Source organism: Blautia sp. Marseille-P3087, assembly GCF_900120195.1.
Taxonomy (GTDB): Bacteria; Bacillota; Clostridia; order Lachnospirales; family Lachnospiraceae; genus Blautia_A.
The window spans coordinates 134158-156996 of sequence record NZ_LT635539.1 but is presented as its reverse complement, the minus strand read 5'-3'; the positions used below and the strand labels follow the sequence as shown (position 1 = coordinate 156996).

Sequence of the window (22839 nt, the reverse complement as noted above, 5' to 3'; positions counted from 1 at the left end):
CGACATTCTGATTTCAACTATTTTAATTAATTCTCCTTTTGATAATTCTCATTTTCACCCACAAATGGATTTTCGTAAACTGCTGTATTTTCCAGTGTGTCACAGATTCGAAGAAGCTGATTGTATTTCGAAGTACGGTCAGAACGGCATGGCGCCCCCGTTTTGATCTGCCCTGCACCGACTGCAACCGCCAGATCTGCGATAAACGAATCCTCAGTTTCACCGGAACGATGTGACACAACAGCCCGATATCCGGCTTTTTGGGCCATTTCGACTGCATCCATCGCTTCACTTAAAGTTCCGATCTGATTCATCTTGATCAAAATGGCATTCGCTGTCTGAAGCCGGATTCCACATTTGAGTCTCTTAATATTTGTCACAAACAGATCATCTCCGACAAGCTGCACACGCCCGCCGAGTGTTTCTGTCATTTGTTTCCATCCCTCCCAGTCATCTTCCTGCAGACCGTCTTCGATGGAAATGATCGGAAATTCATCCAGAAGGTCCTCATAATATGCTATCATCTCTTTTGTATCGCGAAGGATTTCTTTACCTTTCTGTCTGCTCTCTCCCGGGAAATAATAACATCCTTTTTCCTCATCGTACAGTTCACTTGCCGCTGCATCAATCGCAATCTGCACGTCTTCTCCCGGTTTGTATCCTGCTTTCTGTATTGCATCTGTCATAAGTTCCAGAACAGCACGGGCATCTTTAAGATCCGGTGCAAAACCGCCTTCATCTCCGACAGCCGTAGAAAGATTTCGTTCTTTCAGAAGGATTCGAAGAAACTGATAAATTTCCACACACATCCGGATTCCCTCACGAAAATCCGGCGCGCCAACCGGCATGATCATAAACTCCTGAAGGTCAACCGTGTTGTCAGCATGCCTTCCCCCGTTCAGAATATTCATCATAGGCACCGGAAGTCTGCCTGCATGACATCCTCCCAGATACTGATAAAGCGGAATCCTCAGTGCCATCGCCGCTGCTCTTGCCACCGCCATAGAAACACCAAGTGTAGCATTGGCTCCGACACTGTTTTTGTTGTCTGTACCATCTACATGAATCAAAATTTCATCGATTTTTTTCTGATCCAGTGCATTTTCTCCCACAATTGCCTCTGCCAGTTTGGTATTGACATTTTCCACTGCATTTTCAACACTTAAACCTGTATAATATCCTTTTTTACCGTCACGTAATTCCACGGCTTCAAACTTTCCTGTAGATGCACCGGACGGTACACTGGCGATTGCTGTATACCCTTCCGTTCCTACAATTCCTTCTCCCACCGTAGCTTCCACCTCCACAGTCGGATTTCCTCTGGAGTCCAGAACCTGTCTTGCAAAAATTCTTCGTACCGGAAGATATCGAAACATGTTTTTACCTCCTTTAGATTTGTTTGATAGTGTTTTTCCATATTATTTTTCCCTGCCCATCTGTTTCTATGCAAATGTTTGCGTCACTATTTTCAGTCTATTTTTCGTTTATTTTTATTTTAACGGATTATATATAATTATTTTAAATTTTATCTATTTTCTTCTTGACATATTTCCTTTTGTCTGCTATAGTTAGTTCATAAAACAAAAGGGACTACAAAATAAATAAAAGGAGAGTGAAACCACCGAAAACGTAAGTGATTTCCCATAATTCAGGAAAGCGAGGTACAGACCACCAGAAACGAAATGAATTTCCTTTATATTTTATGAAAGAGAGGTACGGACCACCAAGAACGTAAATTTTTAATTCCAGATGTTTTAAACAAATACAGGAGGTAAAATCCATTGGACAATGAATTTTAAAAGAGCCACCAGAAAATAAAAATCTGATGGCTCTATTTTTTTTTGCATTTCTGCATATATTTTTAAAAAGAGTTTCTGTGAGGTACCATGAAATCTATCCAGCGTTCCCTTTTTATACTAAAGCTTTTCTTCCTTTTCTGCGGCATGTTTATTCTGGGGGCTCAGCTCGGAAAGCTGCATGCAGCTCTCCGTGATTGCACACCTGCTTCTGCCAGTTCCGAATCTGCCAGCTGGGGGCTCAGTTTTCAGACTGAAGGTGAGCGGCCTGTCGGAAATGCTTCCATCGAAGAACTTCGTCCCTACAATGCTTATTACGCGGAAGATACAGACGCAAAAAAGATCTATCTCACCTTCGACTGCGGCTATGAAAACGGAAATACACCTCTTATACTTGATGCACTGAAAAAACACCAGGCACCAGCTGTATTTTTTGTCGTCGGAAATTTTATTTCAGATAATCCGGAACTTATCAAACGAATCGTTTCGGAGGGACATATCGTAGGAAACCATACCATGACGCATCCCGATATGTCCGGAATTTCCTCCCTCGACGCTTTTCAGAAACAGCTTGATGATGTAGAAGAATTGTATGAGTCTGTCACCGGTGAAAAAATGACAAAATTTTACCGCCCGCCACAAGGCATCTACAGTACTTCTAATCTTAAGATGGCAAAAGACCTCGGATATTCCACTTTTTTCTGGAGTCTTGCCTATGTTGACTGGATACAAAATCAGCAGCCTTCAAAAGACGAAGCCTTTCAAAAACTGCTGAGCCGTGTCCATCCCGGTGCCATCGTACTTCTCCATAATACTTCAGCTACCAACGGACAGATTCTTGACGAATTACTTACAAAATGGGAAGATATGGGCTATCAGTTTCATTCACTAAAAGAACTCTCTGATACCTGATTCAAATAAAACTCTTCCATTTTGCTGATCCGTTCCTCATAATTTTCTTTTGTAATAAGACCGGTTCCATCATAAATCCAGTCTATGATCTTATCACTGATTTCTGCATTGTAATGCTTGTCATCTTTGTAGTTATCAAGATCCTGTGTCAGATCAAACATATCTGCAAAGGAATACAACTTCACATTATCATACTCAAGAAGCATCTCCGCCTGCAGTTTTTCCGCCTCAAAGTAGCGCAGAACGTTCCCGTAACACTGCTGCGTATACCACCAGACAATGCTGTAAGGCGGAGTATAAAAGTAAAAAGTCGTCTCCGGATGTGCCCTTACCATATCCAGAACATTTTCTTCCACATTTTTGCGCACAATCTGCGCATCCCTCTCCGAAAATTCCTTCTGAACCGCAGTCTTTTCCTCTGGCATTCTGTAATCACGAAGTACATACTCTCTGCCGGAAGGATAAACAGAAGACCACTCGCTGTACGTGTCCATGTCCGTAGTTTTCTTTCCTTCCAGATTATATTTGATCACTCCCAGTGTATTATACAGGAAAATGTCTTTATTAAAGATATACTGTACATCATTGAACAGGTTATCGTCATAAAGATATATCGGTACACCCTCATAGTTGTAGTCCGTCTTATATCTAAACACCATATGATAATCCAGACATCGAAAAATACATTTTACATCAGATTTTACATCAAAAATCTTGCGTATTTCCTGATCAACTGACCAGTAATTTTCACCCGTCAATGTTACCTTGATTGATTTTGTTCCAAATAACTCATCAAACTGTGAAGTCTTGAAATTCTGCATCATAGACGTACCCGTAATTGCAGCATCATAATCAAAATGTCGTATGATTCCGTCATTCAGATAACGCTCACTTCCCCTGTTTAACGGGTATTCAAGATTTTTAAGCGGCTTATGGAAATGAAAAAACGGGTCGATCACTGCGGTCAGCCCGCCGGCTGTGACCAGAAGTATCAAAGTCCCTGCCAGAACTGTTTTTGCAAATCTGCGACTTTCCATAATGCCTCCTTAAAAATTGAAATAAAGAAATTCTGAAACCCCGGACAACGAAAAGATTCCCCAGAGCAGACAGAATATGGTGCAAAATGCCCTTTTCCTGTCCGGTTTAAACTCTGCCTCCTGATTATTTTTGAACGCAACGCACAAAATCAGAGAGGCGCCAAGCAGAATCAGCATGTCAAATCCACGTATTGAAGCAATCAATCTGTTTACTACCGGTACATGACGGTATACAAACTGCAGTTCTTTCAGTCCGAACGTGTTCAGAAGTCCTGTTCTTACACTAAAGCTTTTCAGTCCAAATATGCGTTTGACAAACTGCCACGCCTGTGAGATTGAATCCGCCCGAAAAAAAATCCAGGTAAGATTCACAAATAAAAATGTAAATCCCCATTGAATTACTGTGTGCAGATGTTCCCACTGTTTTTGAAACATACGGGTAAGTGCATTTCCGATTCCATGTAAAAATCCCCAGAAAATAAATGTCCAGTTTGCCCCATGCCAGAGCCCGCTTACAAGAAATACCACCAGAATGTTAAGATATGTCCGCTTTTCACCCTTGCGGCTCCCGCCTAACGGGAAATACACATAAGTACGAAGAAATCTGGTCAATGTCAGATGCCAGCGCTTCCAGAAATCCACAACTGAAGTCGCTTTGTACGGCGAATTAAAATTCATCGGGATCCGAATATTAAACAAATAACCAAGACCTGTTGCCATATCACAATATCCACTGAAATCAAAATAAATCTGGAATGTATAGGCAAGCATAGTGATGATGGCCTCTGCAGAAGTAAGGTTTCGTCCGAGATTTCCATATCCCCATGCAACAGCTTTACTCAAAGTGTCTGCAATAACCACCTTTTTAACTAAACCGGCTGCAAATATATAAAGTCCGTGCGCCAGATTATCCCATTGAATCTTCCAGTTTTTCTTATCTTCAAACTGTGGCAGGATTTCGTTGTGAAGCACGATCGGGCCTGCGATCAACTGTGGAAAAAAGGTCACAAACAACGCATAGTCCACAAAATTATATTCCTTCGTTTCTCCCCGCCATGAATCCACCATGTAAGATACCTGCTGAAATGTAAAAAAGCTGATTCCAAGAGGAAGTACCACATGACGCAGGTTAAAATCAGACAAAAAGACTTTATTCATATTTTCAACAAAGAAATCATAATATTTGAAATAAAAAATAAGCCCCAGATTAAAGAACAGTCCAATACATAACAGACCATTTTTCAATATCTGAAGTTTTTTCCCTGAAATCTTCCATTGTTTCTGTAGAAACTGCGACAGAATGTAATTTACAAGAATACTGCTGCACATGATCCACAGATAACTCGGATTAAAATATCCATAAAACCATAAAGACATCAGTATCAGTTCTGTTTTAGCCAAAACCGGGCTGCCCAGTCGGTGCAGCCCGTAATATCCACAAAATGTCAGCGGCAGAAATATAAATATAAAAATGTAAGAATTAAACAGCATCTTTATTCTCTTTCGTATGAAGATCTTCTTTGATCTGTGAGCTGGAAATTTCCGGAGTTCTCGGAAGATACACGACTTCACATCCTTCTTCTTTCAGGAAATCAAATTTTCCCTTCCAGTCATCTCCCATTACAAACGTATCCACATGGTATTCCTTTACATCAGTACGCTTCTGCTCCCAGTTTTCTTCCGGAATAACGAGATCGACATAGCGAATTGCCTCAAGAAGCTGTTTGCGTTTCTCATAAGAGAAATAACATTTTTTCTGTTTTTCATTCCAATTGAACTCATCTGTGGAAAGTCCGACGATCAGATAGTCTCCAAGCTGTCTGGCTCTCCGCAGCAGATTGATATGTCCATAGTGGAGCAGATCAAAAGTACCATAAGTGATCACTCGTTTCATTTTAGATTACCTCGTTTGTCTAAGTATTACCTGTTCAGTACCCTCATACAATAATCAAAAATTTTCAGGTATGTCGCATTAGAATAATGCAGACCATCATGAATTCCTGCATTATACCGGTTGCTGATCCAGCCTTTTGTCTGAAGATTTGTACAGGTATTGATGTACGTAAATGTTTTATTTCTTCCGTAACACAGGTTGCGATAAATTTTTGCATTGAACAGAGTCACCTGTGCCTGAGTCCGATAGCTTGCTCCTACCCTCTGAATCATAGCTGTATTAACCGGATTTACTGACAGATAATACATCTTACAATTATAACGCTTTAAATTTTTCGCAACAGCACTCATATAGGTAATATAGGCATCCACATTACTCAGGTCATTTACTCCCAGATTCACCACTACTGCCTTGCGTGTTGTTCTGGGTCTCTTTGAGACTGCCTGAAGTAATTCTCTGTACCCGGTACTTTTAAACCAGCTCAGCCCCTGCTGGCCTTTTGCAACAAACTGTACGTTCGATGGAACAGATCCACCCAGTGCCCTTTTCGTATCCACCATTCTGGAATCACCAACAAAATAAATTCTGTCATAAGATGAGGCCGTCGTCAGTGATGAAGGAGCCTTGTCCATCGTACTTTTATATACAACCATATAATAGATTTTGTTTCCTGTCGGAATTTTATCCCCTGCTTTGAAATCCGATGCAGAAAGTGTTGATTTGCCTTTCGTCATTGACCATCCCAGGCACATATCACCATTTATCATAGCTACTTCCGGAAACTTCTCTGTTCCTGACACGGAAACTGTTTTCCATACTGTCCCATTGTTTTTGCATAAAATAGTTCCGGATAGTTTCTTCAGCACAGAATAAACTTTTATATTACCCCGTACTCTGACACTTGCTCCACTTTTATATTGTACCGTTCCGCCTGCTTTTGTTGACCAGCCCTGGAACTGATATGTGGTATTCGAAGATCCAACCGGCATTTTTATTCTTCCACCCGCTACAACTGTCTGTCTGAGATTTTTGTATTCTTTCTTTCCATTTGCAGTATAAAAACTTACTGTATATAATTTATACAGGTTCAGACAAAATTTTGTATTCTGTCTGATCGTAACGGACTGTCCCGGTAAATACCTGCGCTGTTTTCCATTGATCTCTGTAACCCATCTGGCTTCATAACCCTTTCTGGTTACCTTCGGAAGTTCAACAGTAGTTCCGGTTTTTACACTTCTTGTCCATTTGCGATAACTTCCACTGGAATAGTTTCCTTTAGAGTTCGCAAAAATCACTCTGCACGTTGTACTGTCGGCTGATACTTCCCGTAATCCGCCAGAAAGGCAGAGTACAAAAGCCAGCGTCAACAGCAGTCCAAAGCATTTCCATTTTGTTGCAATTTTTTTCATAAACTCTCCTCTTTCATTTCTGGCATGCGGCTGGTTTTATATTTATGCCAGTTCCTTCTCACACATATCAAGTGCAGATGCAATCACCGCATCCATATCATAATATTTGTATTCACCCAGTCTTCCGCCAAATACCACATGTTTTTCCGCCTGTGCAAGCTCTTTGTATTTCTCATAGAGTGCACCGTTCTTTTCATCATTCACAGGATAATATGGTTCATCTCCCGGTTTCCATTCGGAACTGTACTCACGGCTGATCACAGTCTTCGGCAGATCATTGCCTTCTGCATCCCTGCCAAACTCAAACCATTTATGTTCAATGATCCTTGTCCATGGTGTCTCTCTGTCCGTATAATTGACTGCCGCATTTCCCTGGAAATTCGGTTTGTCCAGAAGTTCTGTCTCAAAACGTACAGAACGATATTCCAGATATCCCATGGAATATCCAAAATATGCATCGATCGGACCTGTATAGATTACTTTATCCGCAAGTGCATCATACTCTGCTTTTTTCTCCAGATAATCTTCTTCAAGACGCACTTCCACACCATCCAGCATGTTGGCAACCATCTGTGTATATCCACCTACCGGGATTCCCTGATAAAGTGCATTAAAGTAGTTATTATCAAAAGTCAGTCTTACCGGAAGACGTTTGATAATAAATGCCGGAAGGTCTTTACAGTCACGTCCCCACTGCTTCTCCGTATAACCTTTGATCAGTTTCTCAAAGATATCCTTTCCCACAAGAGAAATTGCCTGTTCTTCCAGGTTCTTCGGTTCAGTGATTCCTGCTTCTCTCTTCTGCTCTTCAATTTTGGCTTCTGCCTCTTCCGGTGTCACAACACCCCACATTTTATTAAATGTGTACATATTGAACGGGAGTGAATAGAGTTCTCCATGATAATTCGCTACCGGACTGTTTGTAAAGCGGTTAAACTCTGCAAACTGAGTAATATAGTTCCAGACTTTTTTATTATTTGTATGGAAAATATGTGCGCCATACTTGTGCACATGAATTCCCTCTATATCTTCTGTAAAAACATTTCCGGCAATGTTCGGTCGTTTGTCGATCACCAGAACAGATTTGCCTGCCTTTTTTGCTTCATGTGCAAATACCGAACCATACAGTCCTGCACCAACTACCAGATAATCATAATGATTGTTCATAAAACCAATCCTCCTGCAAAATTTCCAATACTAACACCTGTCATTCCTGTTTCTGAATTTCCTGTTTCATCTTATTCAGGTCATTACTTAAATGATTAATTTTTTTCAGCCAACTGATGTGTCTGTTTTTTATATCATCATTTCTTTCCGCTTTTCTTTACAGTCTTTTTTATTTTTCTTGGAATGCATGTAATCACACGTCCAACTTTCCATGTGGTTGAATTTTCCAGTTCTTCTACGCGCTTTTTCATTTTAGCATTTGTATTTGAACAGTATGACACATAAAAGAGTTCCGGATCAGCAAGAAGTAAATCCAATCGCTCTCTGTCTGCATCTGGAAAAATCTCCCTGTCAAGCTCGCCAATTTTTTCAGCTTCTGTAAGCTCCTTATGAATATCTTCAACATACTGTTTCTTGAATCTGACATTAATTCGATTAAGAGTAAAAATATAATTCTGGAATTTTTTCAAAGAATAATATCCTTTAAATCTATCCCATAATTCAGGATCTTTACTGAGAATCGCTTTAATATATTTGTATTCCTCATTCATGCAATATACTTTTTCCGGACTGTTTACTGACGAATTCGGATTATCACGGCGATTCATATAATATGGTTTGTCCAAAATCATAGCCCTTTTCGCAAAACAGAAAGTCTGAATCCAGAAACCATTATCCTGAAAAGATGCTCCCGGTGTTTCGTGATGACGTATATTATATTTTCGAAGGAATTCATTTCTATAAATACCGCTCCACGTATTCATCACATATCTTAACGCTTCCGGTTCATTACTCGGATCAAATACCACATTATATTTTTCTTTAAGCATAGTAAGATGATTATATACGCATTCCATATTTCCATTTTCTGCGGTTTTAAACCGATAAAAATCTGCTTTAACAAAATCAAGTTCGTACTCTTTCGCTTTCAGATAAAGATCCTCATACATATTCAGCGGCACGTAATCATCTGGTTCTACTATTCCGACATACTCACCAGTAGCACGATCCAGCCCTATGTTCATGCCAATGCCGTATCCCTCATTCTTTTTATCAACAACAATAATACGAGAATCCATTTCTGCATATTTCTGCAAAATTTCCAAAGAGTGATCTGTTGAGCCATCATTGATACAAATAATTTCAATATCTTCCAGTGTCTGACGTACAACACTTTCCATACATTCAACAAGGTAATCTTCCACGTTATATATTGGAACAATAATAGAAACCTTTGGTTTTTCTGTTTTTACAAGAAATTTTTCCTGTAAATATTTTCTTTTTTTCGGCTCAGATCCATTTAAAATTTCATAATTTTCAAAACTATTCATACAAATCTCCTGATATTTTTTATAAATTTTCTCATCATAGAAGTATTCTTTATCTTTTCCGCTAATTCCTAACCTGTCAAATCCTTCTTTTTTCAGTTCATCATATAATACTTTTCTCGCGTGACTGTCACGTATTGAATCTAAATTGTACACACAGCCCGATACAGCTTTATTTACAAAACTCTTTTCAACCTGCACATATACATTATTTTTTTCGAGAAATTCTCTCACTGCATAAAAAGCATGCAAAAAATCCAATGGGAATTTATAATTTGTGGCCTGGCAATTATTTTTCATTCCAACACGATAATATACCAGTTTCTTTTCAAGAAGTGTAATTCTCTCTGCCAGGATCATACATGATGCTACAAAAAGTAAGTCATTTGTCCGGAATATTTCCTGAAATTTAAGATCATATTTTTTAACCAGTTCATGACTGATGAGCTTATTCCATGCCCAGTTCTGAAAAGAATCCAAAATGTGATCCGGCATATCCTTATATGAAAACACCTCTTTATTCGGTGCAAATTCTTTTCGAAATGATCCTTTATCAAACCAGGTTTTCTTGGTGGTATCATCATACCGTAAAACCTGATATACACAAACATCAGCACTAACTGATTTACATTTTCTATACGCTTCTTCAAGCATACCCGGTGCAAAAAAATCATCTGCATCAAGAAATGAAAGATATTCTCCCTTTGCAATCTGCAGTCCTTTATTTCTGGCTGCTCCAGCCCCCTGATTATGCTGTGTAAGTACAGTTACTCTGTTGTCTTTCTTTTCATATGTCTGCAATATTTCTAGTGATCCATCTGTAGAACCATCATCTACGCAAATCAATTCCAATTCATGAAGTGTCTGATTTAAAATACTGTCTATACATTCTCGAAGATATTTCTCAACATTATAAACCGGAATAATCACTGATACTTTGACTTCCATTTCCTTCCTCCATTATTTGAATTTGTACGCTATTTCTATCTTATCATATAAATCAAGTTTTTTAAACAAAAAAAAATTGAAGCAATATTATCCTACAAAAAAATTGAAGCAATATTATCCTCTCCCACTTACTCCTTTGTTCCATGTGTTTATACTAACCATAAATGCATTTTACTTTCTTTTATATAAAGCAATTTTATTCGCACCTGCAATTATAACTGAATATATTATGAGTCGACATGCTAACAAAATATATAATACTCTATTTTCAGAAATCCTTAGAGTTTGTTTTCCAAATAAAATAATTGATTCCCATGAAATCACATCCAGATCAAACGTATGGATACAAAGGGCAACTAGTGAATTGCATCCAAAAAAAGTTAACATTACTGCCATTTTTTCCATATGCTGTTCAACAAATCTGCATGTTAAAAAAATCACATAACTTCCTGTTATTCCTCCCAAAATATCCAACATACCATTTCCACAGTAGTTTCTCACCAGATAGAATTTTCCGCCATAAAAAATACATATTATCCAGATGCTGAATGCCCCCCCAACTGTAGCCCATGATATATCTTTACTGAAAATCGCCTGTTTTTTTGCCATATATCCTATGTATACAAAAATTGATGCAAACATTCCTGCCTGAATACTCAGTGGGAGCCAAAACATATTTGTCGTTTTATATCCCACATAGGAACATATTATAATATATAAATAGCCATATGGTTTCTTAATAGAATACTGGACAATAATCATTGCAAAGAATAGTGCTGGCAAAAACCATAGTGCTCCAATTCTTCTTGCATAAAACAGACCTGAATATTCAATCGTTCCGCTTCCATATAATGATGCCAAAATCCATGTCTTTGCAATATGTAACAGTTGATCTATACTCTGTTTATACACCATTCCCTTTATAATATTTCCCAACACAATACCACAGCACCCAAATACGTACGGTGTTAACAATTGTTTTAATTTCTTTTTTACAAATACCACATCATTCCCTTCTTTAAGAAAATAACCGCTTATAATAAAGAAAACTGGTACATGAAACGTAAAAACAAATTGTTTAACCCAATCTGGTCCTGTATGACCTGCAATAATTGCTAAAATTGCAATTCCCTTTGCAATATCTAAAAACTTAATTCTATTTTTCATAAGTATCTTCTCCTGTCCCTCAAAACGGCACCTGCTGTCATCCTTTCGGATGACAGTCAGATGCCGTCCACATTAATTCCAGTTTTCAGCTCTTACCCAGTTCTCATATGGTATCATATGTTCATACATATCCACTGCTATTTTTTGTGATACATATACCCGCCGGGCGATCTGCTGTTTCCGCTTTGCCTTTTGTCCGGAAATCTGGCGCAGCGAACCTTTCTTCTGGTTCAGTGCATTATTCCAGTAGAATTTTCCAAAGTAATAGAAATTGCTGTTATAACTGTTTTTGTAATAGCATTCTGTAACAATCTTGTTTGTCAGTTTGTGGTGAATATGTCCATATTCACCATCCGGATTATGAGTGACTACTGTCCTCCAGCGTTTGTACTGTAAGACCGTATCAATGTCTTTTGCAATATTTTTTCTGAAGTCTTTCCAGTCGGAACGCTTTCCTCCTCGCACATCCGGATATCTCAATATGATCCCCTTACATCTCCAGGCTTTCATTGCTCTCTGAAATTCAGCCTCTCTTACCTCATTATATCCGTTTGTCAGACAGACAACAAACCAGCCTCCGTCGCTTAAATGAGCACCGCCCCACAGTGTCTCATCATCCGGATGCGCAACGATCATCAGATTGGAACAATTCGCAAGTCTCTGCTCATCCAGGATTCTTTTGTTGATTCTTCCCCTGGTGGAAGCATTGTACGTCACTGCATTACGTACAAGTTTCCCCTTACTGTTATAATATTTGCCATTATACCAGCAGTTTTTTCTGATTTTACCATTTCTGAACACGTAATATTTCTGCCCGGATATTGTTATATAATGATTCCGGACCATTTTTCCGTTTTTCAGAAAATAATACTGGAAATTCTGATACTTCTGAAGTCCGGTCTGGCGATTGCCCTGCCGGTCAAAATAGTAATAACTGTTTCCAATCCTCTGGATTCTGTTTTTCACATATCTTCCGTTCAGCTTGTATTTATAATTTCTGCCGACATGAACCCAGCCATTCTGCGCTGACTTCGCTGTAGCCGCCCCTGCCGGAACAGTCAGCATGGTCATAGCTATGAAAAGCAGACCAATAGCAAATATACCCTTCTTAAATATCTTTTTCACCCTCATCCCTCCTGGATCTCATACCACTTAATCTCATTTGCTTCCATATGCAGGTCAAAACTGCTGCCGTCACCTCTGTATACGGTCGTATCCTGTGGCTCATAAGTGTTATTCACAACACAATATTTACCATTCTTTACATATGCGTGAACTTCCACATTGTAATTGGTTGAATACCAGCAGTGCAGTTCTTCTTCTGCGGATGCTGACCAGAGCACTGCCCGGTACAGGACACGGCTGTTTTTGAAGCTGTACGGAAGTCCGCTGATATATACACCACGGCCTTTTCCGAAGCTTCTGACTGCCATCTGTACTTCATTGTCTTTCTGGATCAGGATTTCGGTTCTGTCAAGTGCATAAATATTTTTCTTACCTTCTCCGAAGTCTACTTCTCCATCACAGTCTGCAAGGATAAAATGATCCTTGTGTTCTTCCCAGTTGTATTTGTCTTTATTGAGGTTGAAACCGTTTTCTTCTTCGACACCAAGTACATCATCAAGCTGGAAGAAATGTCCCTGCCACTGATGTGCCGCCGGCTCTCCGACACCGATAAATCCGCCGCCGTTGTATACAAACTCTTTGACTGCAGTGATAACCGTCTCATCGATCCAGTTTTCACCACCGCTCTGTGCGGTATCTGCATCTCCAACATTCAGAACGACATCAAACTGTTTCAGAAGCTCCGGATTTTCACGGATGTCATCAAAGCTGATAAAAGATACATCAAACGGTGCACCGCTCAACGCTTCAATGATTCCGAAATAAGAATAATTCTGTTTGTAGTAGATTGCATGGTGTACCATATGGTTTCCCCAGGAACGCATCTTTCCCCAGCAGTTCAGAACTGCTACTTTTTTCACACAATAAGGTGTTGTTCCCTGAATATTATCATATAATGTACGGAATTCCTGGCACACGGACTTGATGTATTCTACAAAGTCCGGGAACTGGATTGCCAGTTTCAGATATCCGCCGTAACCGATTCTCTGGATCGGACTTCTAAGGATCGCACGTCTTGCAGTCACCCAGTTGATTTTTGCCTCTTTTACCGGATCTCCACCCTCATGGAAGGTATCCGGGAAGAAATATGGCAAAAATCTTCCTTCTGTGTATTTCACATGTTTAATATCACTGAAAAGGCGCAGTGTTGCACCGTTTCCAACGCTTCCGACAACTGCATCTAGTCCGATGGATGCAAACTCATCCATAAATGGTTCCATACCGATCCAGTGATCCCCCATGAACATCATGGCTTCTCTTCCGTATTCATGCACAATATCTACCATTTCTTTTGCAAGTGCAGCTACTTCACGACGCTGGAAAGCCTGAAAATCTTTAAATTCTTTTGACGGAATACGGTAAGTATTATTCATATAGCCCTGATCGATGATATATTCCGGGCGGAATTTATACCCCACTTCTTTTTCAAACTGTTCCAGGATATACGGACTTACAGAAGCTGAATAACCGAACCAGTCTACATATTTTTCCCTTGCCATCTCATCAAAAATCAATGTAAACTGATGGAAAAATGTGGTAAAACGTACCACATCAACATATTCATGGCTTTCCAGATAACGACGGAGACGTTCCAGAGAATGTGCTCTTGTCGCAGGCTGGCGTACATCAAAAGTGATCTGCGGCTCTACATCCTTCCATTCATTTACCACTGCATTGTACATATGTACCGGGTCCCACATGATGTATGCAAGAAAGCTTACCGTATACTCGTGGAATTTCTTCGCCGGATGGATCACGACATTTCCGCTCTCTGCATCGTAAGACCAGTCTTTATTTTCCACGGTCTCACCTGTCGTACGGTCAATCACTTCCCACCATCTGTAAATATCATCTCTAGTATTGACTGCGAGCATGTCCGGGTACAGATGATCCATCAGATGAATTTCAAGTTTTTCCTCCACCGCTGTATGAAAAGAAGTCATAATATACATCTGCTGGATTTCTTCCGGATGTGCCTTCGCCCATGCATTGTCTTTACGTGTTGTATAATAGGTTGCATAGATCTTTGCGCCGGTATCTTTCAGTTCCTGCGGAAACTCGGTTCCATCACAGTCACGGATTGCATCTGCGCCCCATTCCCCCATAATATCCAGTGTTTCCTTAATCACATCAAGGTCTGTCGGTATTGTCACACGTCCTTTTTCTGCTGCCATTTTTATATCCTCCCCATCTAAGCCTTTTGGTATTTTTACTTATTTTCAATACTTATAGAATACTTTGTTTACGCACGAAATGCAATCCCGTTTCTTGCACTTTTCTTTATCATTTTTGCACAATCATCCATTTGACAGAATTCCTCACCTGTGCTAGTCTTCTGATAAAACAAATTGATATCCGGGGGTGAATTATGAATCGAATTTTTCATTATCAAATCACAGAAAATGAACATGGTACGACCGTATTGGACTTTCTTCGGAAGAAGGGATTTTCCAGACACATCCTCTCTTCTATGAAAGCTGACAAAGAAGCTCTTACAAGGAACGGTCAGCGGATCGGCGGCAGAGAACAGCTTCTGGCCGGAGATCATTTCCGGGTCCGTCTTCTGGAAACTGTTGATTCCGACGGAATCGTCCCTGTTTCGATGCCGCTTTCCATTCTTTATGAAGACGAAGATATCCTGGTCATAAACAAACCTGCCGATATGCCGGTACATCCTTCCATCGGCAACTACACGAATACTCTGGCAAACGGTGTTGCCGCTTATCTTGATGCAAAGGATGAGCACAGTCCTTTCCGATGTATCAACCGCCTCGACCGCGACACCTCCGGGGCCCTGATTCTTGCCAAAAATGCCTTCAGTGCCGCCGTACTCTCCACACAAATGAGAAACCGCCAGATAAGACGAACTTATCTGGCGGTCGTTGAAGGTATCACCCCGCCAAACGGTACAATTTTTGCACCGATCAGTCGGGTGGATGATTCAGTTATTGAACGGCATGTAGACTTTCTTCGCGGAGAACCTGCTGTCACTCACTATGAACGACTGGAAGTCAAAAACGAACATTCTCTTCTGGAAATTCATCTTGAAACCGGGCGCACCCATCAAATTCGGGTGCATATGGGATACATCGGCCATCCGCTTCCTGCGGATTATCTGTACCATCCGGTATATGATTGCTTCAAACGTCAGCCTCTCCACTCTCTTCAGCTGGAATTCCGACATCCGGTCACTGATAAGCCTATGTGCCTGCTTGCACCGGTTTCTGAAGATATGTGCAATGCCTTTTGATTTTATTTGTTTTTGTCGTATATGATCTGAAGTCCCTTCAGGAGAAGATCTCCGTCCAGGATCATCTCGCGTTTACAGTGCGGGACGATTTTTCTGGACATTCCTCCTGTCGCGATCACTGTAACTTTCTGTCCCAGTTCTTCCTCGATCCGATCAATGATACCGTCTACCGCAGCTGCATTTCCATAGAGAATTCCACTCTTCATACAATCCACTGTATTCTTGCCGATAATCTTCTTTGGTTCTTCAATACTGATTCCACTTAACTGCGATGCTCTGCTTGTCAGTGCATCCAGCGAGATCTGTACCCCCGGAAGGATCATTCCCCCGATGTAATGCTTCTTATCGTCCACTACAGAAATTGTTGTTGCTGTCCCCATATCTACGATCACAAGCGGAACAGGATACTGTGCAAGAGCTGCCACTGCATCAGCCACGCGGTCAGCTCCCATCTCTCCCGGATTATCCAGAAGGATATTCAGCCCGGTCTTCACTCCCGGACCTACGATCATCGCATCTTTCTTAAGAATCTTCTGTACCGCAAGACGCGCGGCGAATGTGATCTGCGGAACAACGGAAGAAATGATTGCTCCTTCAATATCTGCACGATTGATATGATGAATATCAAGAATCGTCTTGATATCGATTGCATACTCCAGTTCGGTCTTGGTACGTATCGTAGAAATACGCTCTGTCAAATATATTTTTTCTTTGTCAATGCAGCCAACAACAATGTTGGTATTTCCGATATCAATAGCTAAAATCATAGTTTTTCATTCCAATCCTGTATGTCCACACCTGTGGATCTATATACTTTTTATGCAGCAGTATCTGGTTTTGCAATCTGGGCTGCCGGAATCAGATGTGCTTTTGAAAGAGCAGTTCCTACTGCAGCAGTGATGATCGTAGAAGAAATCATCTCACTGATTGCATTGAACCCAACCATCACGCAGCATCCTACGATGATATTTCTTCCACCCATAAGATTCTGGATCAGTTCTGTATTTCCAAACATCATAACAAGTGCACTCATAAAAAACAGGGTATTCAGAAAAGCGGAAAAGAATCCTGTAACTGCGCAGGATACATAGGTGTTCGCTTTTTTGTGTACGACTCTGTAAATTAATCCGAGGCAGATACCATCCAGAATACGCGGTACAAAGCACTGAATAGCAGTCAGTACCGGGCTGATCTGAAAAAGAGCTGAGCCGAGAGCACTTACTCCACCGATTCCCATAGCCTGCATATAGCTGGTCAGTCCAAATACGGCACCTGCAACAGCGCCTCCTGTCGGTCCAAGGACAATGGCACAGATTGCAACCGGAATCACATTAAAGGTGACTGCCAGCGGTCCTACATTGAGATAACCAAGCGGTGTGTAGGCCATCAGAAAAAGGATGCCGGACATAAGTCCCAGAATGGTGAGCTGTGATGTGTTAAATTTCTTTGTTTTCATGTTTTCCTCCTTGTTATCGTTCCCTTACGCGGGATACAATACGGTGCAGAATTGCGGGCATATGAATTTTATTTACCCGCTTCCTGGTGAACGGGTTACTGTTTCCTTTCTTTCATGATCGAAAGGATTTTATCCAGAATGATATTGGCTGCATCCTCCTTGCTCATAAGCTGGAGTGATACGTCCTCATCCTGTGTAATCAGAGTCAGCACATTGGTATCTCCCTGGAATCCGGCTCCTGCCACTTTAAGATTGTTGGCTGCCACCATATCCAGATGTTTCTTGCCAAGTTTGGCTCTGGAATTACCAAGCATATTTTGTGTTTCCATCGAAAATCCACATAAAAACTGTCCCGGAACACGGTTGTCCCCCAGATACTGAAGGATATCATCCGTTTTTTCCAGTTCAATGCTCATCTGGCCTTCCTGCTTCTTGACCTTATCATCAAACACCTTCGCAGGACGATAATCTGCAACTGCGGCCGCTTTAATAATAATGTCCTGCTCAAAGCTTACAGAGGTCACTGCATCAAACATCTCTTTAGCCGTTACTATCGGAACAAGCTTTACAAACGGCGGCGGTTCGATGGCACACGGACCACTGACCAGAGTCACCTGTGCTCCACGGAGCATTGCTGCTTTTGCCAGGGCATATCCCATCTTTCCCGATGAATGATTCGTAATATAGCGTACCGGATCGATGGCTTCCTGTGTCGGACCTGCGGTTACCAGAACTTTACGCCCTGACAGATCTTTTTCCTTCGCGATCTCCCGAAGGATATATTCAAGAAGCATTTCCGGCTCCGGCATCTTACCGGCTCCCGTATCTCCACATGCAAGATAACCGCTCGCAGGTTCGATCACTTCATAGCCATAATGCTGCAGAATTGCCAGATTGTCCTGAACAATCGGATTTTCGTACATATTGGTGTTCATGGCTGGTGAAATGATTTTTTTACATTTACATGCCATGATCGTAGTTGTCAGCATGTCATCTGCAATTCCATGTGCAAGCTTGCCGATCACATTTGCGCTCGCCGGTGCGATCATCACCACATCCGCCTGCTTTGCAATTGATACATGCTCCACCTGAAACTGAAAATTCCGGTCAAAGGTATCTACCAGACATTTGTTTCCTGTCAGAGATTCAAATGTGATCGGATTGATAAAGTTTGTGGCATTTTTTGTCATCAGTACATGAACCTGTGCATGAAGTTTCTTCAGTGCGCTGGCAAGATATGCAATCTTATATGCCGCAATACTTCCGGTCACTCCCAGAAGAACGGTCTTCCCCTGTAACATAGTCTTCTCCTCCTTTGACGTTCACGCTTTTTACATCTGTTTCATTATAACAGTCCTGTCTGTAATTGCAACGTATTTTTCCAGTGTTCGATTTTTTATACAGCATTTTATTGAAGAAATAGAAAATCTGTACTATAGTATCCAGAAGAATACAGTTTTACGGAGGTCTTTATGAAAGCAGTTCAGATCACGCAATGGTGTGCCCGCTTTATCACAGAACAGGTGCAGCCCGGAGACATCTGCATTGATGCCACAATGGGAAACGGCAACGATACCATTCTTCTTAGTTCATTATGTAAGGAAACAGGTCATGTATATGCCTTTGATATCCAGGAACAGGCACTCGCTCATACACGTCAGCGACTTCTGGATGCAGATGCTCCCCAAAATTACACACTGCTTCTGGAATCTCATACAAACATGGATCACTATGTACAGCCCGAATCTGTCAGCTGTATTGTGTTTAATCTTGGCTATCTTCCCGGTGGCGATCACACAAAAGCCACCCAGGCTTCTTCCAGCATCGAAGCACTCACCAGGAGTCTTTCCCTTCTGAAAAAAGGCGGTCTCATCTCTCTTTGCATCTACAGCGGAGGCGATTCCGGGTTTGAGGAACGCGATGCTGTCCTCTCCTGGCTGAAAAACCTGGATTCGCACAAGTATCTGGTAATACGAAGCGACTATTATAACCGTCCGAACAATCCGCCCATCCCTGTGCTGATCATACGTCAGTAGTAACAGGGCGCACATACAGAGGACCTGACACTGGCAGCTTCTCTTGCATATTTGGGTATAAAAAAGACCGGTATACCTTAATTTGATATATCGGCCTTTCTTACTCTGAAATCAGTCTGTCATTCGAATGCTCTCGATCACCGGCTGCTCATCTGCCTTGATCGAACCATTATCATCTGTAGGCTTTGCTTCCTTACAGATCTTATCTACAATGTCCATTCCTTCTGTAACATGTCCAAATGCTGCATAATCTCCATCCAGAAAAGTGCTGTCTGACTGTACAATAAAGAACTGGGAGCTTGCACTGTCCGGATCGGTAGATCTCGCCATAGAGATCGTTCCCCGCGTATGAGAAATGTCATTGTCTACACCATTACTGGAAAATTCACCTTTGATCGTCTCACCGGAACCGCCTGTTCCATTTCCCTTCGGATCTCCGCCCTGCATCATAAATCCATCCATGATGCGCCAGAAAGTAAGTCCGTCATAGAAATCATCCTGTACCAGTTTTACAAAATTTGTAACCGTAACTGGTGCTGTATCTGCATCAAGCTCTACCTGAATCTCTCCATAGTCACGGATATTGATATCTGCATGATGGATTCCTGTCAGTTCTTTACTTGTATCAATTTCCACAATTGCATTTTCATCTTCGGAAGCATCTGAAAACACAGAATCTCCTGCCTCTTCTTCTGCATCTCCTTCCTCCGAATCTTCCAATGTCACTGTTGTATCTGCTTCAGAAGCATCTTCCTCTTCTGAATCTTCCGTATCACTCACGTTTTCTTCTGTATCATTGGCAGTTTCTTCTTTTGTGTCTTCTGTTTTGGTCTCTGTGTTTTCTGCTGCTTTGCTGCCACATCCGGCAAGTGTACCCGCTGTCAGCATTGCCGCAAAAAGCACTGCAAGAACTCTGGATTTCATGATCTGATCCTCCTTTTCTTTTTCTTACAATATCCACAGTGTAACATTATGCGAAAATAAAGTCAATTCCGGTCAAAACCACTGCTTGTATCAAGCGCGCCGCTCTGTTACAATAGATACAGCAATGTCATACATAATATACATCTAAATCATATATGAAAGGAATGAATTTTTAATGAAAAAAATCGCAAGTTTTACGATTGACCATATCAAACTGCAGCCGGGCATTTATGTTTCCCGTAAGGATTATCTCGGAGAGGAAGTAATCACCACTTTTGATATCCGTATGACCTCCCCGAATGAAGAACCAGTCATGAATACTGCTGAACTGCATGCCATGGAACATCTCGCAGCTACTTTTCTCCGTAACCATGCAGAATTTGGACCAAAGATCATCTACTGGGGACCGATGGGCTGCCGTACCGGCAACTATCTGCTTCTCGCAGGAGATTATGAGTCCAAAGATATCGTACCTCTGATGATTGAAATGTTTGAATTTATCCGTGATTTCGAGGGAGAGATTCCGGGGGCATCCGCAAAAGACTGCGGTAACTATCTCGATATGAATCTTGGCATGGCAAAATATCTTGCCGACAAGTATCTCAAAAATGTCCTCTATGACATTCAGCCGGACCGCCTTACTTATCCGGAATAAACTGACCAGACCATTACCTGAATGTACTTTCAGACAACGAACAAAAACACCGGGCTTACATAAAGTCCGGTGTTTCTTTGTGCATATATAGTCTTATTTACTGTACAGCCTGCGCAGTCGTGTCTGTCGCGGCGGTACCTGCCGGTGCTTCTTTGGAAACATACTTGGCACTTACATAACCGGTCTGGTTATTGATAGTTACTTCAACCCACTGTCCGTCTTCGCTGACACCTGTACTGGTCAGTGCCTGTCCCACCGTCGTACCGGTAATGATCTCGGCATCTGTACTGCAGTCCGAACGAACATTTACACCTTCAATCGCATAATATGTAGCATTTTGTTTTATGATATTTACACCTGCTGCTGTCTGTGACATTTCCTGGGCCGGAGTCGGTGTAGCTTCCGGAGTCGGTGTAGCTTCCGGTGTAGGAGTTGCAGTTGGAGTCGGAGTTGCTTCGATCACAGTCACAGTGGAATCCTCTCCTCCGGTGCTGTATCCGCATCCGGACGCTGCCACTGCCAGAGCTGCAAGCAGGATCAGTAATCTGGATTTCTTCATAAAAATATTTCCTCCTTTATAGCATAACAACGCATATAGACACTATACCCCAACTTCGGGGCATTATGCAAGCCTTTTTTATTGTGATGCTCATCTCCTGCCTGTGGACAGTAACACCTATTCTTCACTTTTCCTATAATCGCCTCTGTCTGTAACGATTTCACAGCCAATTTGTTTCATCCGCCCCGACAGACAGCTTCTGCACTGTGCTGATTCATCTCCTGTACAAATTTTGCCATCGTAGAGCATGTATTTTTTTCGGACAGAAATCGGAGAAAGGTTCGGCATTACGACATTTGCCCCTGAAAGTACCCCCATTTCACGTCCTTCTGGATGAATTGTTCCAAGCGCCGTTGTCGCCGGCAGCAATACATGTGGAAGCATCAGACGCAGAAGCGCCAGATAAAACAATGTATCCTCCAGCGTTCCTCCTCGCTCCTCGGCAAACGGAGTATCTTTGTGCGGGATAAACGGCCCGATTCCCACCATCTCCGGATCCAGTTCTTTCAGAAACAGGAAATCCGCCACCAGATCATCAATCGTCTGAAGTGGTGAGCCGACCATAAATCCGGCACCGGTCTGAAATCCCAGTTTCTTCAATGTACGCAGACAGTTTTTGCGGTGTTCACACGACATCTCATATGGATGAAGTCTGCTGTAGTGACGTGTATCCGCAGTTTCATGCCTCAGGAGATAACGGTCAGCGCCTGCCTCGCGAAAGGCACGATAGCTTTCTTCGGATTTTTCACCAATGGAAAGTGTCAGTGCGCAGTCCGGATATTTTTTCTTGATTTCATGAATCATGTGCACTATCTTTTCATCGGTAAAAAACGGATCTTCTCCTCCCTGAAGAACAAACGTCCGAAAACCGAGTTCATATCCTTCGGCACAGCATGTCAAAATGTCTTCTTCTGTCAGGCGATATCTCTGTGCCTCCCTGTTACTTCTCCGAATGCCACAGTAAAAACAGTCATTTTTGCAGTAGTTTGTAAACTCGATCAGTCCACGTACATAGATTTTATTTCCATACACCTGCTGTCGTACCTGATTTGCAAGATTTCTCGCATACTCCTCATCTTCCTGTGAACGATTTGCAAGAAGCCGGTGAAACTCCTCTGCACTTAAGAAATTCTTCTGGTGCAGTTTATCTATTAAATTTTTCATATTCTATCCCCA

The 22839-nt window shown here is 41.5% G+C and carries 20 protein-coding genes; 4 read left to right on the top strand and 16 right to left on the bottom strand.

The annotated features are described in order from the left end of the window. Positions 1-26 precede the first annotated feature (26 nt). A complete protein-coding gene (eno, locus tag BQ7344_RS00690; RefSeq protein WP_072520993.1) occupies positions 27-1376 on the bottom strand; it encodes a phosphopyruvate hydratase in 1350 nt (449 codons plus the stop codon). 510 nt (positions 1377-1886) lie between these two features. Here eno and BQ7344_RS00685 point away from each other — a divergent pair. Further along, positions 1887-2708 (top strand): polysaccharide deacetylase family protein, encoded by an 822-nt coding sequence (locus tag BQ7344_RS00685; protein WP_072520992.1) that lies wholly within the window; start codon positions 1887-1889, stop codon positions 2706-2708. Here the strand turns inward: BQ7344_RS00685 and BQ7344_RS00680 are convergent. From BQ7344_RS00680 to gnpA, 9 genes are all read right to left on the bottom strand, one after another. Next, positions 2678-3745 carry a hypothetical protein gene (locus BQ7344_RS00680; protein WP_072520991.1) on the bottom strand — a complete coding sequence of 356 codons (1068 nt, stop codon included), beginning with the start codon at positions 3743-3745 and terminating at the stop codon, positions 2678-2680. The two genes, BQ7344_RS00685 and BQ7344_RS00680, sit on opposite strands and share 31 nt — an antisense overlap. 9 nt (positions 3746-3754) lie before the next feature. Continuing rightward, on the bottom strand, positions 3755-5122 hold the full coding sequence (locus tag BQ7344_RS00675; RefSeq protein ID WP_330392791.1) for an MBOAT family O-acyltransferase: 1368 nt from the start codon (positions 5120-5122) through the stop codon (positions 3755-3757). A 103-nt stretch (positions 5123-5225) separates the two neighbouring features. Continuing rightward, on the bottom strand, positions 5226-5639 hold the full coding sequence (gene tagD / locus BQ7344_RS00670) for a glycerol-3-phosphate cytidylyltransferase (protein ID WP_072520989.1): 414 nt from the start codon (positions 5637-5639) through the stop codon (positions 5226-5228). Positions 5640-5665: 26 nt separating this feature from the next. Beyond that, positions 5666-7048: an InlB B-repeat-containing protein gene (locus BQ7344_RS00665; protein ID WP_072520988.1), complete on the bottom strand. Its 1383-nt coding sequence runs from the start codon at positions 7046-7048 to the stop codon at positions 5666-5668. Between the two features lie 42 nt (positions 7049-7090). After that, a complete protein-coding gene (glf, locus tag BQ7344_RS00660; protein WP_072520987.1) occupies positions 7091-8215 on the bottom strand; it encodes a UDP-galactopyranose mutase in 1125 nt (374 codons plus the stop codon). Positions 8216-8352: 137 nt separating this feature from the next. Next, the gene (locus BQ7344_RS15810; RefSeq protein WP_083585449.1) at positions 8353-10491 is read right to left on the bottom strand and encodes a glycosyltransferase; all 2139 of its coding nucleotides are present in this window, start codon (positions 10489-10491) and stop codon (positions 8353-8355) included. A gap of 171 nt (positions 10492-10662) precedes the next feature. Beyond that, positions 10663-11658, bottom strand: coding sequence for an acyltransferase family protein (locus tag BQ7344_RS00645; RefSeq protein ID WP_072520986.1), 996 nt, complete (start codon positions 11656-11658; stop codon positions 10663-10665). 72 nt (positions 11659-11730) lie between these two features. Continuing rightward, the gene (locus BQ7344_RS15805) at positions 11731-12783 is read right to left on the bottom strand and encodes a PIG-L family deacetylase (protein ID WP_159431338.1); all 1053 of its coding nucleotides are present in this window, start codon (positions 12781-12783) and stop codon (positions 11731-11733) included. A 2-nt stretch (positions 12784-12785) separates the two neighbouring features. After that, positions 12786-14957 carry a 1,3-beta-galactosyl-N-acetylhexosamine phosphorylase gene (gene gnpA / locus BQ7344_RS00635; protein WP_072520985.1) on the bottom strand — a complete coding sequence of 724 codons (2172 nt, stop codon included), beginning with the start codon at positions 14955-14957 and terminating at the stop codon, positions 12786-12788. A 194-nt stretch (positions 14958-15151) separates the two neighbouring features. Between gnpA and BQ7344_RS00630 the strand changes: the two genes are divergently transcribed. After that, positions 15152-16033: an RluA family pseudouridine synthase gene (locus BQ7344_RS00630; RefSeq protein WP_072520984.1), complete on the top strand. Its 882-nt coding sequence runs from the start codon at positions 15152-15154 to the stop codon at positions 16031-16033. Positions 16034-16035: 2 nt separating this feature from the next. On the opposite strand, the gene BQ7344_RS00625 is transcribed toward BQ7344_RS00630, so the two are convergent. The 3 genes from BQ7344_RS00625 to coaBC form a co-directional block, all read right to left on the bottom strand. Continuing rightward, positions 16036-16800, bottom strand: a complete 765-nt coding sequence (locus tag BQ7344_RS00625) for a type III pantothenate kinase (protein WP_015543030.1) — start codon at positions 16798-16800, stop codon at positions 16036-16038. 50 nt (positions 16801-16850) lie between these two features. Continuing rightward, positions 16851-17489, bottom strand: a complete 639-nt coding sequence (locus BQ7344_RS00620) for an ECF transporter S component (protein ID WP_015543031.1) — start codon at positions 17487-17489, stop codon at positions 16851-16853. Positions 17490-17584: 95 nt separating this feature from the next. Beyond that, entirely contained in the window at positions 17585-18790 is a 1206-nt protein-coding gene (gene coaBC / locus BQ7344_RS00615; RefSeq protein WP_072520983.1) for a bifunctional phosphopantothenoylcysteine decarboxylase/phosphopantothenate--cysteine ligase CoaBC, read from the bottom strand. 171 nt (positions 18791-18961) lie between these two features. Here coaBC and BQ7344_RS00610 point away from each other — a divergent pair, with 171 nt between their 5' ends. Then, on the top strand, positions 18962-19525 hold the full coding sequence (locus BQ7344_RS00610) for a tRNA 5-(aminomethyl)-2-thiouridylate-methyltransferase MnmM (protein WP_072520982.1): 564 nt from the start codon (positions 18962-18964) through the stop codon (positions 19523-19525). 111 nt (positions 19526-19636) lie between these two features. Here the strand turns inward: BQ7344_RS00610 and BQ7344_RS00605 are convergent, their stop codons facing one another. Continuing rightward, positions 19637-20449, bottom strand: a complete 813-nt coding sequence (locus BQ7344_RS00605; protein WP_072520981.1) for a peptidylprolyl isomerase — start codon at positions 20447-20449, stop codon at positions 19637-19639. Positions 20450-20624: 175 nt separating this feature from the next. Here BQ7344_RS00605 and BQ7344_RS00600 point away from each other — a divergent pair, with 175 nt between their 5' ends. Further along, positions 20625-21104: an S-ribosylhomocysteine lyase gene (locus tag BQ7344_RS00600; RefSeq protein ID WP_072520980.1), complete on the top strand. Its 480-nt coding sequence runs from the start codon at positions 20625-20627 to the stop codon at positions 21102-21104. 97 nt (positions 21105-21201) lie between these two features. Here the strand turns inward: BQ7344_RS00600 and BQ7344_RS00595 are convergent, their stop codons facing one another. Both BQ7344_RS00595 and hydE read right to left on the bottom strand, forming a co-directional pair. Next, the gene (locus BQ7344_RS00595; protein ID WP_072520979.1) at positions 21202-21663 is read right to left on the bottom strand and encodes an SH3 domain-containing protein; all 462 of its coding nucleotides are present in this window, start codon (positions 21661-21663) and stop codon (positions 21202-21204) included. Between the two features lie 117 nt (positions 21664-21780). Beyond that, the gene (gene hydE, locus BQ7344_RS00590; protein WP_072520978.1) at positions 21781-22827 is read right to left on the bottom strand and encodes a [FeFe] hydrogenase H-cluster radical SAM maturase HydE; all 1047 of its coding nucleotides are present in this window, start codon (positions 22825-22827) and stop codon (positions 21781-21783) included. Positions 22828-22839 lie beyond the last annotated feature (12 nt).

What these genes read in the sequence shown, in the direction of transcription:
- eno (WP_072520993.1), bottom strand. Translation starts at nt 1,376, where the DNA reads ATGTTTCGATATCTTCCGGTACGAAGAATTTTTGCAAGACAGGTTCTG.
- glf (WP_072520987.1), bottom strand. Translation starts at nt 8,215, where the DNA reads ATGAACAATCATTATGATTATCTGGTAGTTGGTGCAGGACTGTATGGT.
- BQ7344_RS00600 (WP_072520980.1), top strand. Translation starts at nt 20,625, where the DNA reads ATGAAAAAAATCGCAAGTTTTACGATTGACCATATCAAACTGCAGCCG.
- BQ7344_RS00625 (WP_015543030.1), bottom strand. Translation starts at nt 16,800, where the DNA reads ATGATTTTAGCTATTGATATCGGAAATACCAACATTGTTGTTGGCTGC.
- BQ7344_RS00665 (WP_072520988.1), bottom strand. Translation starts at nt 7,048, where the DNA reads ATGAAAAAAATTGCAACAAAATGGAAATGCTTTGGACTGCTGTTGACG.
- BQ7344_RS00605 (WP_072520981.1), bottom strand. Translation starts at nt 20,449, where the DNA reads ATGAAATCCAGAGTTCTTGCAGTGCTTTTTGCGGCAATGCTGACAGCG.
- BQ7344_RS15810 (WP_083585449.1), bottom strand. Translation starts at nt 10,491, where the DNA reads ATGGAAGTCAAAGTATCAGTGATTATTCCGGTTTATAATGTTGAGAAA.
- BQ7344_RS00645 (WP_072520986.1), bottom strand. Translation starts at nt 11,658, where the DNA reads ATGAAAAATAGAATTAAGTTTTTAGATATTGCAAAGGGAATTGCAATT.
- gnpA (WP_072520985.1), bottom strand. Translation starts at nt 14,957, where the DNA reads ATGGCAGCAGAAAAAGGACGTGTGACAATACCGACAGACCTTGATGTG.
- tagD (WP_072520989.1), bottom strand. Translation starts at nt 5,639, where the DNA reads ATGAAACGAGTGATCACTTATGGTACTTTTGATCTGCTCCACTATGGA.
- BQ7344_RS00630 (WP_072520984.1), top strand. Translation starts at nt 15,152, where the DNA reads ATGAATCGAATTTTTCATTATCAAATCACAGAAAATGAACATGGTACG.
- BQ7344_RS00685 (WP_072520992.1), top strand. Translation starts at nt 1,887, where the DNA reads ATGAAATCTATCCAGCGTTCCCTTTTTATACTAAAGCTTTTCTTCCTT.
- BQ7344_RS00675 (WP_330392791.1), bottom strand. Translation starts at nt 5,122, where the DNA reads ATGTCTTTATGGTTTTATGGATATTTTAATCCGAGTTATCTGTGGATC.
- coaBC (WP_072520983.1), bottom strand. Translation starts at nt 18,790, where the DNA reads ATGTTACAGGGGAAGACCGTTCTTCTGGGAGTGACCGGAAGTATTGCG.
- BQ7344_RS00610 (WP_072520982.1), top strand. Translation starts at nt 18,962, where the DNA reads ATGAAAGCAGTTCAGATCACGCAATGGTGTGCCCGCTTTATCACAGAA.
- hydE (WP_072520978.1), bottom strand. Translation starts at nt 22,827, where the DNA reads ATGAAAAATTTAATAGATAAACTGCACCAGAAGAATTTCTTAAGTGCA.
- BQ7344_RS00620 (WP_015543031.1), bottom strand. Translation starts at nt 17,489, where the DNA reads ATGAAAACAAAGAAATTTAACACATCACAGCTCACCATTCTGGGACTT.
- BQ7344_RS00595 (WP_072520979.1), bottom strand. Translation starts at nt 21,663, where the DNA reads ATGAAGAAATCCAGATTACTGATCCTGCTTGCAGCTCTGGCAGTGGCA.
- BQ7344_RS00680 (WP_072520991.1), bottom strand. Translation starts at nt 3,745, where the DNA reads ATGGAAAGTCGCAGATTTGCAAAAACAGTTCTGGCAGGGACTTTGATA.